The following is a 14364-nucleotide window of genomic DNA, read 5'->3' as shown; positions in this document are numbered from 1 at the left end:
TTGATGGGACTACGACCTTCAGGCCGCCTGCCCCACAGATGCTGCATGGCCAAAGGCCGCGAGCAGTTCGGACTTGCGCTGCTCGTACCGCCCCACAGCCGCGAGTTTCACATGGCCATAGCCGCGGACGGTCTCGGCCAATCCGGCAAGTTCTGTGGCCGTCGCCAGGTTCGATACCGATAGGCGAACGACAAGCTCTTCGACCAGCGTGAAGTATTCCGCCACCAGCCTCCGCTCCATCTTGCGTTCAGCAGTGCGGCCGAACGGATCGAAACGCGTGCCGCGCAGGCCTCTGAGGCGTGCAAGCACCGCGAAGGCAGGTTCGATCCAGCGGCTGCCGATGGCGATCTTGGCAGGATGGCCTGTGCGCGCATCGGTGCGCGTCAGCATCGGCGGCGCCAGATTGTACTGCAGCTTGAAATCGCCTTCGAACTGCGCGGCGAGCTTCTGCCGAAAGACCGGATCGCGATGCAGCCGCGCCACCTCGTACTCGTCCTTGTACGCCATGAGCTTGAATGCAGTCCTGGCGACGGCGGCAGCGAAAACTTCCTGTCCCGAAGCCACCCTCGCCTCGGCCTGCCGGGCCTTGTCGACCAACGCACGATATCGCTCAGCATATCCGGCGTTCTGGTAGCTCGTAAGGAATGCCACCCGGTGCGCGACAATCTCGTCGAGCGACATGAATTCTGGCGCAGCCGGCAACGTGCCAGCCTGCCGGCTGACAAAATTCATGTCTTCGGCCGAGCGCCGGCCCCAGGCAAAGGCAGCGCGGTTCATGGCGACGCCGGCGCCGTTGAGGTCGATGGCCTTTTCGATCGAAGCGCGACTGAGCGGCACCATGCCCTTTTGCCAGGCGTGGCCGAGCAGGAACATGTTGGCGGCAATCGCGTCGCCGAACAGCGCCGTTGCGAGCTTCATGGCCGGAAGGGTCGTGAGCGCGCCCTCGCCACCGGCATTGCGCAACCGCTGCAGCGTGGCACCTTCGCGGAAATCCATCGTCGTATCCTTGACGAAGGAGGCGGTCGGGGCGAAGTGGTCGTCGACCACGGCCTTGGTGCGCCCCTTGCCGAAGGTGGCGATGGCGTTCTGCGAGGCGGCGACAACGAGATCGAAGCCGAGTACCAGGTCGGCCTCGCCCGGCCCAATGCGGGCGGCATTGAGCAACTCGGGCTGACGCGCCAGGCGGATATGCGAAACCACCGCCCCGTTCTTCTGCGCGAGGCCGGTTTGGTCGAGTGTTAGCAGCGACAGGCCGTCGAGATGGGCCGCTTGCGAAAGGATGGCGCTGACGGTGATGACGCCGGTTCCCCCGATGCCGGTTAGGAGCACGCTGTAGGGCCCATTGCCCAGAATGGGGCGGCTGGGTTCGGCAAGGCCGGCATCGACGCCGGCGGCAGCCTTGGCCTGTGGCTTGCGCAGTTGCCCGCCTTCGACAGTGACGAAGCTCGGGCAAAAGCCCTTGATGCAGGAAAGATCGGTGTTGCAGCTCGACTGGTTGATGGTGCGCTTGCGGCCAAACTCGGTCTCGCGCGGTTCGATGGAGATGCAATTCGAGACAGCCGAGCAATCACCGCAACCTTCGCAGACCAGTTCGTTGATGAAGGCGCGCTTGGGCGAGACAGGGTAGGTGCCGCGCTTGCGGCGACGGCGTTTCTCGGCGGCGCAGACCTGATCGTAGACCAGCACCGTAACACCCTCGACCTCGCGCAGCTCGCGTTGCACCTGATCGAGTTCGTCGCGGTGGCGCACAACAACTGAACGCGGAAGCTGGCCGGCCAGCAGGTGAGGACGTTCGGAGACGACGACAACCCGCTTGGCGCCCTCGGCCAGCATCTGGCCGACGATCGACGGCACCGACAGCTCGCCATCATGGCGCTGACCGCCGGTCATGGCGACCGCGTCGTTGTAGAGGATCTTGTAAGTGGCGTTGACCTTCGCAGCGATGCCGGCGCGGATGGCCAGCAGCCCGGAATGGAAATAGGTGCCGTCGCCCATGTTGACGAAGATGTGCTTCTCGTCGGTGAAGGGCGACAGGCCGATCCACGAGCCGCCTTCGCCGCCCATCTGGGTGAAGGTCGAGGTGTCGCGCTCCATGCCGATCACCATCATGTGGCAACCGATGCCGGTCGAGGCGCGGCTGCCCTTGGGCACGACAGTCGATGTCGAGTGCGGACAACCCGAGCAGAAATAGGGCTCGCGGTTGAGCAGGCCCGGCACGGCAGCGGAGGGGGCCCCGACAGTTGACAGCTGTACAGCGCGGGCGGCGAGATCCGGATCGTTGGTACCTAGCCATTGCAAGATGGCGTGGGCCACCGAAAGCGCGCCAATCTCGCCGATCGAGGGCAGGAGAGGGGCCCCATCCGGGCCGACCTTGCCGAACACCTGCGGGCGGCGATCGCCCGGCAGGTTGAACAGAAGCGACTTGATCTGCTCTTCGATGACGGGACGCTTCTCCTCGACGACGAGGACCTGCTCCAGCCCGTCGGCGAACTCACGCAGACCCTCCGGCTCCAGCGGCCAGACCATTCCGACTTTGTAGAGGCGGATGCCGAGCTCGGCCGCGCGTCCCTCGTCGACACCGAGCAGCGATAACGCGCCCTTGAGGTCGAGCCAGGACTTGCCGGTCGAGACAATGCCGAGCCGGGCTGTAGGGGAGGGCCAGACCTGGCGGTCGAGGCGATTGGCGCGGGCGAAGGCCAGCACAGCGGCGAGCTTGGTTTCGAGCCGACGCTCCATCGCCTGCTGCCCGTCGGGCCAGCGCATCGACAGGCCATCCGCCGGAAGCGGCAGGGCAGGGGTGACGATCTCCAGTCGGCCTGGATCGAGATCGACGGTCGCCGAGCATTCGACGATTTCGGTCTGGCACTTGAAGCCGACCCAGGCGCCTGAATAGCGGCTCATCGCCCAGCCGAGCAGTCCGTAGTCGATATACTCGCCGACACCCGCCGGCGACAGCAGCGGCACCATGGCCGAAATTAGATTGTGCTCGCTCTGATGGGGCAAGGTGGAGGACACAGCGCCATGGTCGTCGCCGACGAGCAGCAGCACGCCACCATGCTCGCTGGTGCCTACGGCATTGGCATGGCGGATGACATCCATGGTGCGGTCGACGCCCGGGCCCTTGCCGTACCACATCGAAAACACGCCATCATAACGCGCGCCGGGGAACATGCCGGTCTGCTGCGTGCCCCACACGGCGGTCGCCGCCATGTCCTCGTTGAGACCGGGCTGGAAGACGATATGGCTCGCCTTGAGATATTTCTTGGCGCTGGCCATTTCGCGATCGAAGCCGGCTAAGGGAGATCCCCGATAGCCGGAAACGTAGCCCGCCGTATTGAGCCCTGCAGCCAGGTCGCGCTGGCGCTGGACCATCGGCAGGCGCACCAGCGCCTGCGTGCCCGACACAAGGATGCGACCGCGTTCAAGCGTGTAGCGCTCGTCGAGAGCTGAGGGCATGTCGACCTTCTGGGCACCATTTTCGGAAGACTGGACTGCGGTCATGACGAAATCTCAAACGTTGAGCGGGGCAGGCGGCATGTCAAAGATGCGGCCGGGATTGAGGATGTTGCCGGGGTCGAGCGCGGCCTTGAGCCGCCGCATCGCAGCCAGCTCGGCCGCATCCCGCGTCAGGTGCAGATAGGCCTTCTTGTCGAGGCCGATGCCGTGTTCCGCCGAGATCGAGCCACCTGATATGGCGACACAGTCAAACACCGCCTTGGCGACTTCGTGCGGCCTGTCGGTGCGCACGACATAATGCAGGTTGCCGTCGCCGAGGTGGCCAAAGACGTAGTCCTGCGCTGCCGGGTCGGCTCGACTTTGGGCTGCTCTCGCCATGTCGAGGAATTCGCCCATGCGCGGCAGCGGCAGACTGACATCGAGGCTGAGCATCGCACCCTCGGCGAACAGAAAACGGTTGCAGTCATCGCGCAACGTCCACAGCGCCTGGAACTCGCGTTCCGACTGCGAAACCACGACGTCCTCGACCAGCCCGTCCTCGATCGCCTGCGCCAATGCTTCAGTGAACGCTTCCTCATCGGCACCAGGCATCATGCCCTGAATGTCGGTCAGCACGTAGACAGGCGACGAAAGCGCCACAGGCGCAGTCAGGCCGAGCACCGCGACCATGTCGCCGATCAGTGGCGCGAGGATGACCTCGAAGCCGGAGAGCAGGTTGCCGAGGCGGCCGCGCAGGAATTTGAGCAGGCCAAAGGCGGCTTCAAGCGAGGGCAGCGAGCAGAAGGCGGCGGACTGGGTTATCGGCCTGGGATGAAGCTTCAAGCAGGCTCGGGTGACGACGCCGAGCGTGCCTTCGCTGCCGATGAAAAGCTGGCTGAGGTCGTAGCCGGAATTGTCCTTGGCGAGGCCCTTGAGCGAAGACAGCACGCTGCCGTCGGCAAGTACCGCTTCCAGCCCCAGCACCTGGGCGCGAAAATTGCCGTAGCGCAAAACGCGGATGCCACCAGCGTTGGTGGCGATGTTGCCGCCGATGGTAGCGGTGCCGCGCGCACCGATGTCGACGCCGAAGACCAGCCCAGCCGCATCGGCCTTTTCCTGAACAACTTGCAAGGGAACGCCGGCCTCGGCGATGATTGTGCCGGCGGTCGGCTCGACCTCTTGCGCGACTGCCATGCGCTCGAGTGAAAGCACAGCCTCATCCGCAAGCACCCTCGCCCCGCCTGAAAGCCCGGTGCGGCCGCCCTGGACGACCAGCGGCAAGCGGGCCGCGTGGCAGGCCTTCAGTATCTCGGCCACCTCGTCCGTGCTGCGTGGACGCAGCACGAGTTCCGGCCGGGCACCCGGCTCGCCCGAAAGGTCGTCGCTGTAGCGTGGATCGATGGCATCGCCTGTCAGGACCGCGGCCTTGTCGAGCCGTGTCTGAAGCGTGGAAAGAACCTGGTCGATCGGTCGCGCCATGATGCCTGGATGGCCCGGAGGAAGCCTTTTCCGGGCGCTGTCTCGGCCAAGCTTATTTCGCTTGCAATATTTGTCAAACCTATATTGTTTATCCCTTATTGAAACGGATGCAGGCCGATGCGGCCGCACCGACGGAGGGCGAATGCCGATCGAATATCAGGATGTGGTGCGCACCGGCGTTGCCCGGCAGGTCGCCGACAAGATCCGCGCCGCCATCCTTGACGGCCGCCTGCAGATCGACGAACGCCTGCCGACCGAAGAAGACCTTGCCAAGAGTTTCGGCATCTCGCGGCCGACCGTGCGTGAGGCGCTGAAGCGACTGGCGGCACAGAACCTGATCCGCTCGCAGCGCGGCCCGACCGGCGGCACCTTCGTCAGCCGCCCTGACCCCGAAGGCCTGTCGTCGGCGATCACGGGGGCGGCAACATTGCTGGTCGGCGTTGGCGCCTTCGACATCGACGAGATCATCGGCGCGCGGCTGGAGACCGAAGCCATCTGCTGCCGGCTCGCCTGCGAACGCCGCAGCGACAAGGACCTTGCCGCAATGCGCGCCGAGATCGCGCTGCAGCGTTCCAATCTGCTCAGCGACGAGGATTTTTGCGCCTCCGACGTGCGCTTCCATCGCGCTGTGGTGCAGGCGGCAGGCAATGGCCCGCTCAGCCTGATGATGTACACGGTGGTCGAGGCGTTCATGCCGATCACCAACATGATCGTTTCGCATGTACGCGAGCGCAGCACCGTCGCCGATTTCCACGACAGGCTGGCGGCCGCTATCGAGGCGCGCAGCGCAAGTGATGCCACAACTGTGCTGTCGGAGCTGTTGGCCTATGTTCGCGACAGTTATGCGCTCAGCCTTGCGCGGCGCGCCGAACGCGAGGCCAAGCGCGGCTAGGCCGGAGATTACCCCATGACTTCCTGGAGATTTTCATGAGCGAGACTTTTACGGCGTTGATGCTGGAAGATGTCGACGGCAAGCCGCGCGCCGGCTTCCGCGAGATCACCAGGGCCGACCTGCCAGACAACGACGTGCTGGTCGAGGTCGCCTATTCGAGCCTCAATTACAAGGACGGCCTCGCCATCTCGGGCAAGGGCCGCATCGCGCGCCGCCTGCCGATGGTCGCCGGCATCGACATCGCAGGCACAGTCGTTGAGTCGCGTTCGCCGGCATGGAAAGCGGGCGACAAGGTCGTAGCCAATGGCTGGGGCATGTCCGAGACGGAGTGGGGCGCCTACACCCGTTTCCAACGGCTGAAGCCGGAATGGCTGATCCGCCTGCCGGATGCGTTTTCCATGGAACAGGCGATGGCGATCGGCACGGCGGGCTACACCGCCGCCCTTTGCGTCGACGCGCTCGAAGACTGGGGCAAGATTCAGCCCGGCAAGGGCGAAGTGCTGGTGACGGGTGCTGCCGGCGGCGTCGGCTCCACCGCCGTCAGCCTGCTGTCTTCCAAGGGTTATGCCGTCGTCGCTTCGACTGGCCGCGCCGAGACGCACGACTATCTCCGCTCGCTGGGCGCGACCTCCTTCCTCGACCGCGCCGAACTCGCCGCCGAGGTCAGGCCGCTGCAGAAGGAGCGCTGGAGCGGTGCCGTCGATAGCGTCGGCTCGACGACCCTTGCCAATGCGCTGGCGCAGACCGTCTATGGCGGCGCGGTCGCCGCCTGTGGGCTGGCCGGAGGCCACGACCTGCCAGGCACCGTAATGCCGCATATCCTGCGCAGCGTGACCCTGATCGGTGTCGATTCCGTTTTCGCGCCGCAGGCAAAGCGGGAACGGGCCTGGCGCACGCTCGCCGAGCATCTCGACCGCGCCAAGCTTGTGGCCATGACCGAGACCCACAAAATGAGCGAGCTGCCTGACCTCGCCAAGCGCATCGTCGCCGGCCAGATCCGCGGCCGCGTCGTCATCGAAATCGCCTGAGGGGAGGGAAGACCATGAGCAGCGAAGTCGTATTGTGGGAGAAGGACGCCGAAGACGCGTTCGTCACCCTGACGCTCAACCGCCCCGACAAGATGAACGCCATGAACCAGGAGCTCGGCGATGCGCTCGAGGCGGCGATTGTGCGGGCGGTCAAGGATCCCGAGATCCGCGCGATCATCATCACCGGTGCCGGGCGCGCATTCACCGCCGGCTTCGATCTCGGCGGCGAGGACTTCGAGATGGATGCGGAAGCCTGGCGCGAGGACATCGGCGCCAACATGCGCCGCATGAAGCTCATTCGCGAAGCCCCGATCCCGATCATCGCCGCCGTCAACGGTTATGCGCTCGCCGGCGGGCTGGAGCTGATGATGTGCTGCGACATGACGATCGCCGCCGAGGACGCGATGCTGGGCGAGCCGGAAGTGCGCCACGTCTCGGCGCCGCCGACGCTGATGCTGCCGTGGACAGTGCCGATGATCCATGCCCGTCACCTGATGTATACCGGCGATCTGATCGACGGCCGTGAGGCAGCACGCATCCATCTCGTCAACAAGGCGGTCCCACGCGCCCAGCTGAAGGCGGAAGCTGAGAAGCTGGCACGCAAATGCGCCCGCATGCCGGGTGCGGCGATCAAGTTCGCCAAGGCAGCACTCAACCACCAGCAGCAGACCGCCGGTCTCGAGAGCTCCTGGACTTACAATCGCGAAACCACTGCGATCCTGCATGCCTCGGAAGAGGGACGCCACTGGATGCGGCTGCTCAAGGACCACTCGCTGAAGGAATTCCTCGACATCCGCGAGAAGCCGTTCCGCGACCTCGACTGAATTCGAAATGCGTCAGGCACCCTTGGGTGCCTGACCGCCGCCCACCTGCAATGCCTCGAACAGATTGGCATGGTTGCGCAAGTAACGCGACTGCACGATCTGCCCCTTGTCCGACAACTCGCCTTTGGCGCGGTCCGCGGGAGCAGCCGCGAAATCGAACCGGGCAATCACCGTCGAACCAGAGGGATTGGCGGCATTCCAACCGGCGATGCGCGCGCCGATCTCTTCGAGACGAGCTTTGCCTACCGCCGAGGGAAAGACCAGGGCCACCAACCGATCGCAGTTCTCGCCTGAAATGACGATGTCGTCGGCGAGCGGCGCGCATTGCGCCAAAAGGCCTGCGCGCAGCGGCCCGGTGCGCACCTTGACCCCGCTCGACAATTTGAAGTCCTCGGCAAGACGGCCATCAAAGCCGAACACGGCAACACCATCCAACCGCTGGCGCAGCACGGCCGCGTCACCGGTGCGGTAGAAGCCGTGCTCGTCCATCGGCAGTTCGACCCTACGACCCCCGATGAGGTAACAGGGCGCGATGTTGGGTCCCGAAACACGCAGCTCGCTGCGACCATCGACATCGGCCAGCGCCACGCTATGACCGGGCAGGGGATGGCCGAGCTCGCCCGGACGTTCCAGCGGCGCGGGCGACAGCGTGATCGTCGAGGCAGCTTCCGTTGCGCCGTAACCCGACAGGATCTGGAAATCGCCATGGCTGTCGCGGAATGCAGCGAGGCGGCGCCACAGTTCGGCGTCGATGCCGGCGCCGGCAAAGAAGATGGCGCGCAGCTTTCGCGTCAGCGCACGGGCGCCGTCTTCATCCATTTCCAGCCGATCGAGCAGGAGCTTGAGCCCGAGCGGCACGGCGATGTGCATGGTGGGGGCAACCTCGGCCATCAGCTTCGCCGTTGCCTCTATCGTCGCGGATCCGGGTGCCGCGTCGACATGCATCGCGCCACCGTTCCAGATCACCTTGAAGATGTTGTCGAGCCCGCCGAAAACGTGATGCCAGGGCAACCAGTCGACGAGCACGGGCGGGGTTTCAGCAACGAACGGCCACATCGCGGCGATGGCGCCCTGATTGGACGAGATCATGCCGCGTGTGATCGGAACGCCCTTCGGTGCCCCAGTGCTTCCGGAGGTGAAGAAAATCGCCGCCCAGTCGTCGGGCGAAGCCTGCTCGTCCGCCTCGGGCGCCGTTCCGTCGGTGCCGTCGCGTGCGAGTTCATCGAGCGATACGGCATCCATGCCTTCGATGGCCGGGTGGCCGGGCGGTGCCACGATCAGTCGGGGCTTGGCGTTTTCGACAAATGGCTTCGTGGTTTCGCTCTCGACGCCGTCGCGGAACGGAAATGGTGGAAGAGCGGCATGGACGAAACCCCCGGAAAGGCAAGCGAGCTTGAGCACCAGCGCATCGATGCCCGCAGGAGCCAAAGTCGCCACGCAATCGCCCTTGCGCAGGCCGCAGAGCCCCGCCAGACGCTGTCGCATAGTGCGGGAACGGCAAAGTGCTTCACTGTAGCTGATCGAGCGCCTGGCGCCTTCGCCGGGCTCGGACAGCAGCACCTTGTCCGGTTGCTCGGCCGCCCATGTGACGAGCCGTGCAAAGATGTCGGGCAGATCGCCAAGCAGGGGGATTGCGCTGCGATAGACGCGGCGTCCATCCGGCAGCTGCTCTTCGATCAGCTTCTGCCCGGGCGCCACGAGTTGGCTCATCAGGCTTCCTGCCGCTGGGCGGCGGCATCCTGGCGCGCCGACAGGGCCTTTTCGTAGACGCTGGACTGATAGGCGATGAGTTCCTCGAAGGCAGCGGTCGCTGCTGCGGCGTCGCGGACACGCAACGCTTCCAGGATGTCGGCGTGCAGCGAAACGACACGGCCACGTTCGCGGAAGCGGAAGGAAATCATGTTGGTTGCCGGGATCAGCGAGTCGTTGACGACAAGCATGATGAAGCGCAACTCGTTGTTGCCAGTCGCCTGGGCGATGGCGTGGTGGAAGGCGACGTCGAGCCGGCAAAACTCCTCGTCGGTGATGTCGTCGCGCTCGAACGCCTCGAGCGTCGCCTCGATCGTTTCAAGATCTTCGGCGGTCGCGCGCTCGGCGGCGAGTTGGACACAGGTGCGCCCGAGCAACAGGCGCGCCTCCACGATCTCGCTGAGCCCGAAGACGCCGAGGCCGACGAACCATGTCGTCATTTCCTGCAGCATCTGGCTGGCTGCGGTAAGCGATGGCGCATTGACGAAGACGCCGCCATTGGGGCCGCGCTTCGAACGCACCAGCTTCTTTGCCGCGAGAATCTTGAGCGCCTCTCGCACCGTCGGCTGTGAGACACCGAAGCGCTGCGCGATCTCGGCTTCCGATGGCAGCCGCGCCTCGACGCTGAGCGTGCCCTGCACGATCTCCTGCTGCAGTGAAGTCGCGATCTGATGTGCCAGGCTCTTGGTCGCCTGGACTGCCTGCTTGGCGTCCTCCATGCCCTTATGCTCTCCCTCGTTGGCCGCTTCTTATTATTTCAATATTACAATATCTAAATTGTTGACCGCCTGATCCAAAAATGCAAGCCTTCGATCTAACAGGGCTGCGTTTTCGACCCGCGACGCAAGCCACAATAAGAACTTCAGTGGGAACATGGGAGATAATTTCCGATGAAGCTGACAAGGCGTGAATTCGCCGTCGGTATGACGACGGCTATTGCCTCGATGACCCTGCCGCGGCTTGCCCTGGCGCAGTCGCCACTGGTCGTTCCAACCTATGGCGGTCTATGGGCCAAGTTCTGGGAAGAGAAGCTCTTGCCCGGCCTTACGACCGCCACTGGCATCCAGCCACAGCTCGACGTCGGGCTCGGCAAGGATTTCGTCGCCAAGATCCGCGCCGGCGGCGGCCGCTCGCCCTACAGCATCTTCATGGGCAACGAAAACATCGCCGCCGTACTGCGCGCCGAGGGCTTCTTCGAGCCTTTCGATCTCGCCAAGGTGCCTAATGCGGCGAAGACCTTCCCGCAGTTCGTCAACAAGGATGCCAATGGCATCCGCGCCATCGTTTCGCCGATCGGACTGGCCTACCGCACCGATCTGGTGAAGACCGCTCCAACGTCCTGGCATGACCTCTGGGAGAACCCCGAGTTCAAGGGCAAGACCGGCCTCTACCAGATCGGCAATACCGGCGCGGTGCTGTTCCTGCGTCTGGTCGCCGAGCTGTTCGGAAGCGGCCCCGACGATTTCGACACCGCATTCGCTAAGATCAAGGAACTGCTGCCGTTCACCCAAGCCTCTTGGAGCGGCGAGGTGGCGACCGCCCTGATCCGCGGCGACGCCATCATCGCGCCTGTCGACTGGACCGAGATCATGACGCTGCAGGACAAGGGTGCACCAGTGGCGATCATCGCGCCCAAGGAAGGCGTTTTGGCCTTCGAGCAGTCGTTCAACCTGGTCGGCACCGGCGCCGAAAAGGACGCCGCGCACGCCTATCTGAACTACATCCTCGACGCCAAGGTCCAGCAGGACATGGCCAAGGCTTTCTACACTTCGCCGAGCAACAGCGAGTCTCCAGTCGACGACGCGATGAAGGCACGTACCCCGATCGTCGGCCCGCGCATGGCCGAGATCAAGAGCTACGACTGGGACAGCTACGTCGACAAGGCGGCAGATATTGCCGACCGCTGGAACCGGGAGATGGCGTAACGCCACCCCGCGATCGCATCGACGTCATGGCCGGGAGGGGCCCCCACCTCCCGGCCTAACAACCGCGCGAGGACACCGGATGACCGCACTGACCATCGACCGTATCAACAAGCGGTATGGCAATCTGCACATCCTGAAGGACATTTCGATCCCGATTGCGCAAGGCGAGTTCGTCTCGCTGCTCGGCCCTAGCGGCTGCGGCAAGACCACGACCCTGCGCTGCATCGCCGGCTTCGAACGGCCCGACAGCGGCCGCATCCTGTTTGGCGTGCGCGACGTGACACACGCTTTGCCGGAGCAACGCGACATCGGCATGGTGTTCCAGTCCTATGCGCTTTTTCCACACATGACGGTGGCCGAAAACCTCAGCTTTGGCCTCGAGGTCCGCAAGGTCTCAGTCGCCGACCGCCAGCGGCGGATCGCCGAGGTTCTCGCCATGGTGCGCCTCGAAGGCTACGACAAACGCTATCCGCGCGAGCTCTCCGGTGGTCAGCAGCAGCGCGTGGCCCTGGCCCGCGCGCTGGTCATCGAACCCTCTGTGCTGCTGCTCGACGAACCGCTCGCCAATCTCGACGCCACCTTGCGCGACGAGATGCGCTTCTTCATCCGCGACCTGCAGCAGCGTGTCGGCATCACCAGCATCTACGTCACCCACGACCAGGCCGAAGCGATGGTCATGTCGGACAAGATCGTGGTGATGAGTGCCGGCACGATTTCGCAGTTCGGCTCGCCGCGCGAGATCTATGAACGGCCGGTCTCGCAATCGGTTGCCGGCTTCATCGGCCGCTCCAACACCATATCAGGCAAGATCGCCGAAGCCCTTGGACAGGACAGCTACAAAGTCGAAACACCTTGCGGCAGCATCGGCACGACGGGCCCAGCCGGGCTGGCCAAGGGTGCCGAGGTCAAGATCATGATCCGCCCAGAGAACATCCGCACGCTCAGGCACGATGCCGGCATTAGCCGCCAGCAAAGGGCAGGGGAGGCCGGCCACGGCGACAACGCGCTCACCGGCGCCGTCGTCAACTCGATCTACCAGGGCAGCGCCAACCAGCTTGCCGTCAAGCTCGGCAGCGGTGACCGCATCGTCGTCGATGTCGGTGGCCGCAACCCGCTCGACGTCGGCGAACAGGTGACGCTGCGCTTCGCCGCCCGCGATACCTGGTTGCTGGCATCATGAGCGCAGTCGAAGCAGCTCCACGCGTCGAAGGCCGGAGCAATCGCGGCACCGCCACATGGATGGTGGTGCCGGCACTGGTGCTGCTGATCGGCTTCTTCGCGCTGCCATATCTGACGATCATCACCATGAGCCTGCGCGAGGCATCGACCCGCGCTGTCTATGGCGAGGGTTTCACGCTGGCGCATTACACGACAGCACTCGGCGATTTCTACATCTGGGGCATCCTCGGACGCACCTTGCTGATCGGCGCCACCGTGACCGTCATTTCACTGCTGCTCGGCTATCCCGTCGCCTATCACCTTGCCAAATCGCGCTCGCGATGGACCAGCCTGCTCTACATCTTCGTGCTGTCCCCACTGCTCGTCGGCCTTGTCGTCAGGACCTTTGCCTGGATGATCATCCTGTCCAACAACGGCGTCGCCAATCAGGCGCTCAAGGCAACCGGCCTCATCGACTTTCCGCTCCAACTGATGAACAACTCGCTTGGCGTCACCATCGCGCTGACGCATGTGTTCCTGCCCTTCATCATCCTGCCGCTGCTCGGCAATTTGCAGGCGATCAGTCCCGATCTTGCCATGGCGTCGCGTTCGCTCGGCGCGTCGCGTATGCGGACGTTCTGGAAGGTGACGCTGCCGCTCAGCATGCCGGGCATCCAGGCAGGCACGATCCTGGTGTTCGTGCTGTCGATCAGCGCCTATGTCACACCCGCCATGCTCGGCGGAACTGGCGGACGCACCATGTCGGTGCTGGTGGTGCAATATCTGGTCGACAACTTCCGCTGGCCGGCAGGGGCAGCACTCGCCATCATCATGGCGGCTGTGGCGGTCATCTTCGTCGGGCTCTATCTCAGGCTCACGGCGCGCGCGATGCGGAGGCTGCCATGACAGGTTCGTCGAGCGGCGTCGAAAAGACCATCTGGGACCACCTGTTCACGGCGCTGGTCGCGGCGATCTACATCTTCCTGATGTTCCCGATCGTGCTGGTGGTGCTGTTGTCGTTCAACTCGGGCGAGTTCCTGGCGTTTCCGCTCGAGGGCTTTTCGCTGCGCTGGTTCGAGGCGCTGTTCTCCAACAAGCGCTTCCTCGACGCCACCCTCTATTCGATCCAGATCGCCGCGACGTCGACGATCGTCAACGGCGTCATCGGCACGCTGGCGGCGATCTACGTCGCGCGCCATGCCACGGTCTTCCGCGACTACATCCGCCTGGTCATGACCGCACCACTGCTGGTGCCGGAAATCCTGACGGCGATCGCCTTGCTGTTTTATTTCTACGAGATCAGGATCGGCACCGACTATTCGATCGGCATCCAGATCGGCCACATCGTCGTCACCTTTCCCTATGTCTTCCTCAACGTGTCATCGGCGCTGTTCAACTTCGACCGCTCGCAGGAAGAGGCGGCGCGCAGCCTGGGCGCCGGCGGCTGGATGACCTTCCGGCGTGTGACGCTGCCGGCGATCAAGCCCGGCATCATCACCGGTTGCCTGTTTGCCTTCGTCATCTCCTTCGACATCTTCAACATCTCGCTGCTGCTGAAATCGATCGGCAAGAACACGCTACCGCTGGAGCTGTTCGACTATCTGCGCTTCAATTTCGATCCGACGGCAGCCGCCATCGCCTCGCTCAGCATCTTCATGACCTTTGCCGCGATCCTCATCATCGACCGGACCGTCGGGCTGAGGTCGCTCAGGTTCTGACCATGACAAGGTGAAGCACGAAACGACTGCCAAGGTGCGGACGCGATTTATGTGGCGGGCAGGGGTTGCTCGCTTGACAATTCAGCAGCCGCAAAAATACATTTCAATATCAGAATTTGGTTCTGACGTGACGGCCGCCGACAAGAAGCGCGCTCC

Annotated in this window: 11 protein-coding genes; 7 read left to right on the top strand and 4 right to left on the bottom strand. The window is 64.1% G+C overall.

What is annotated here, in order from left to right; genetic code table 11:
• Positions 1–18: 18 nt before the first annotated feature.
• Both IHE39_RS12435 and IHE39_RS12430 read right to left on the bottom strand, forming a co-directional pair.
• Complete coding sequence (locus IHE39_RS12435; RefSeq protein WP_192566668.1) at positions 19–3501, bottom strand: indolepyruvate ferredoxin oxidoreductase family protein; 3483 nt, start codon at positions 3499–3501, stop codon at positions 19–21.
• 9 nt (positions 3502–3510) lie between these two features.
• Positions 3511–4914 (bottom strand): FAD-binding oxidoreductase, encoded by a 1404-nt coding sequence (locus IHE39_RS12430; protein ID WP_192566667.1) that lies wholly within the window; start codon positions 4912–4914, stop codon positions 3511–3513.
• Positions 4915–5056: 142 nt separating this feature from the next.
• On the opposite strand from IHE39_RS12430, the gene IHE39_RS12425 reads away from it, so the two are divergent.
• The 3 genes from IHE39_RS12425 to IHE39_RS12415 are packed head-to-tail and all read left to right on the top strand — an operon-like array spanning position 5057 to position 7658.
• Positions 5057–5806 (top strand): FadR/GntR family transcriptional regulator, encoded by a 750-nt coding sequence (locus IHE39_RS12425; protein ID WP_192566666.1) that lies wholly within the window; start codon positions 5057–5059, stop codon positions 5804–5806.
• Positions 5807–5841: 35 nt separating this feature from the next.
• Complete coding sequence (locus tag IHE39_RS12420; RefSeq protein WP_192566665.1) at positions 5842–6834, top strand: MDR family oxidoreductase; 993 nt, start codon at positions 5842–5844, stop codon at positions 6832–6834.
• 14 nt (positions 6835–6848) lie between these two features.
• Positions 6849–7658 (top strand): enoyl-CoA hydratase/isomerase family protein, encoded by an 810-nt coding sequence (locus IHE39_RS12415; RefSeq protein WP_184774185.1) that lies wholly within the window; start codon positions 6849–6851, stop codon positions 7656–7658.
• A 12-nt stretch (positions 7659–7670) separates the two neighbouring features.
• Here IHE39_RS12415 and IHE39_RS12410 read toward each other — a convergent pair whose 3' ends face one another.
• On the bottom strand, positions 7671–9368 hold the full coding sequence (locus IHE39_RS12410; RefSeq protein ID WP_192566664.1) for an AMP-binding protein: 1698 nt from the start codon (positions 9366–9368) through the stop codon (positions 7671–7673).
• Positions 9368–10126 (bottom strand): FadR/GntR family transcriptional regulator, encoded by a 759-nt coding sequence (locus IHE39_RS12405; RefSeq protein WP_184774189.1) that lies wholly within the window; start codon positions 10124–10126, stop codon positions 9368–9370. Before IHE39_RS12405 ends, IHE39_RS12410 begins: the two co-directional genes overlap by 1 nt.
• 171 nt (positions 10127–10297) lie before the next feature.
• Here IHE39_RS12405 and IHE39_RS12400 point away from each other — a divergent pair, with 171 nt between their 5' ends.
• The 4 genes from IHE39_RS12400 (at position 10298) to IHE39_RS12385 (ending at position 14208) form a co-directional block, all read left to right on the top strand.
• On the top strand, positions 10298–11332 hold the full coding sequence (locus IHE39_RS12400; RefSeq protein ID WP_192566663.1) for an extracellular solute-binding protein: 1035 nt from the start codon (positions 10298–10300) through the stop codon (positions 11330–11332).
• Between the two features lie 79 nt (positions 11333–11411).
• A complete protein-coding gene (locus tag IHE39_RS12395) occupies positions 11412–12512 on the top strand; it encodes an ABC transporter ATP-binding protein (protein ID WP_192566662.1) in 1101 nt (366 codons plus the stop codon).
• A complete protein-coding gene (locus IHE39_RS12390; RefSeq protein ID WP_184774195.1) occupies positions 12509–13396 on the top strand; it encodes an ABC transporter permease in 888 nt (295 codons plus the stop codon). The genes IHE39_RS12395 and IHE39_RS12390 overlap by 4 nt, the downstream gene beginning before the upstream one ends.
• A complete protein-coding gene (locus IHE39_RS12385; RefSeq protein WP_192566661.1) occupies positions 13393–14208 on the top strand; it encodes an ABC transporter permease in 816 nt (271 codons plus the stop codon). Before IHE39_RS12390 ends, IHE39_RS12385 begins: the two co-directional genes overlap by 4 nt.
• The last annotated feature ends 156 nt before the right edge of the window (positions 14209–14364 follow it).

This window comes from Aminobacter carboxidus, assembly GCF_014863355.1.
Taxonomy (GTDB): Bacteria; Pseudomonadota; Alphaproteobacteria; order Rhizobiales; family Rhizobiaceae; genus Aminobacter; species Aminobacter carboxidus.
Note: the sequence above shows the minus strand (reverse complement) of the source record. Positions and strands in the feature narration are given on the sequence as shown.

Coding starts and splice junctions, on each gene's coding strand:
- IHE39_RS12395 (WP_192566662.1), top strand. CDS start 11,412: ATGACCGCACTGACCATCGACCGTATCAACAAGCGGTATGGCAATCTG.
- IHE39_RS12410 (WP_192566664.1), bottom strand. CDS start 9,368: ATGAGCCAACTCGTGGCGCCCGGGCAGAAGCTGATCGAAGAGCAGCTG.
- IHE39_RS12425 (WP_192566666.1), top strand. CDS start 5,057: ATGCCGATCGAATATCAGGATGTGGTGCGCACCGGCGTTGCCCGGCAG.
- IHE39_RS12420 (WP_192566665.1), top strand. CDS start 5,842: ATGAGCGAGACTTTTACGGCGTTGATGCTGGAAGATGTCGACGGCAAG.
- IHE39_RS12390 (WP_184774195.1), top strand. CDS start 12,509: ATGAGCGCAGTCGAAGCAGCTCCACGCGTCGAAGGCCGGAGCAATCGC.
- IHE39_RS12430 (WP_192566667.1), bottom strand. CDS start 4,914: ATGGCGCGACCGATCGACCAGGTTCTTTCCACGCTTCAGACACGGCTC.
- IHE39_RS12405 (WP_184774189.1), bottom strand. CDS start 10,126: ATGGAGGACGCCAAGCAGGCAGTCCAGGCGACCAAGAGCCTGGCACAT.
- IHE39_RS12385 (WP_192566661.1), top strand. CDS start 13,393: ATGACAGGTTCGTCGAGCGGCGTCGAAAAGACCATCTGGGACCACCTG.
- IHE39_RS12435 (WP_192566668.1), bottom strand. CDS start 3,501: ATGACCGCAGTCCAGTCTTCCGAAAATGGTGCCCAGAAGGTCGACATG.
- IHE39_RS12415 (WP_184774185.1), top strand. CDS start 6,849: ATGAGCAGCGAAGTCGTATTGTGGGAGAAGGACGCCGAAGACGCGTTC.
- IHE39_RS12400 (WP_192566663.1), top strand. CDS start 10,298: ATGAAGCTGACAAGGCGTGAATTCGCCGTCGGTATGACGACGGCTATT.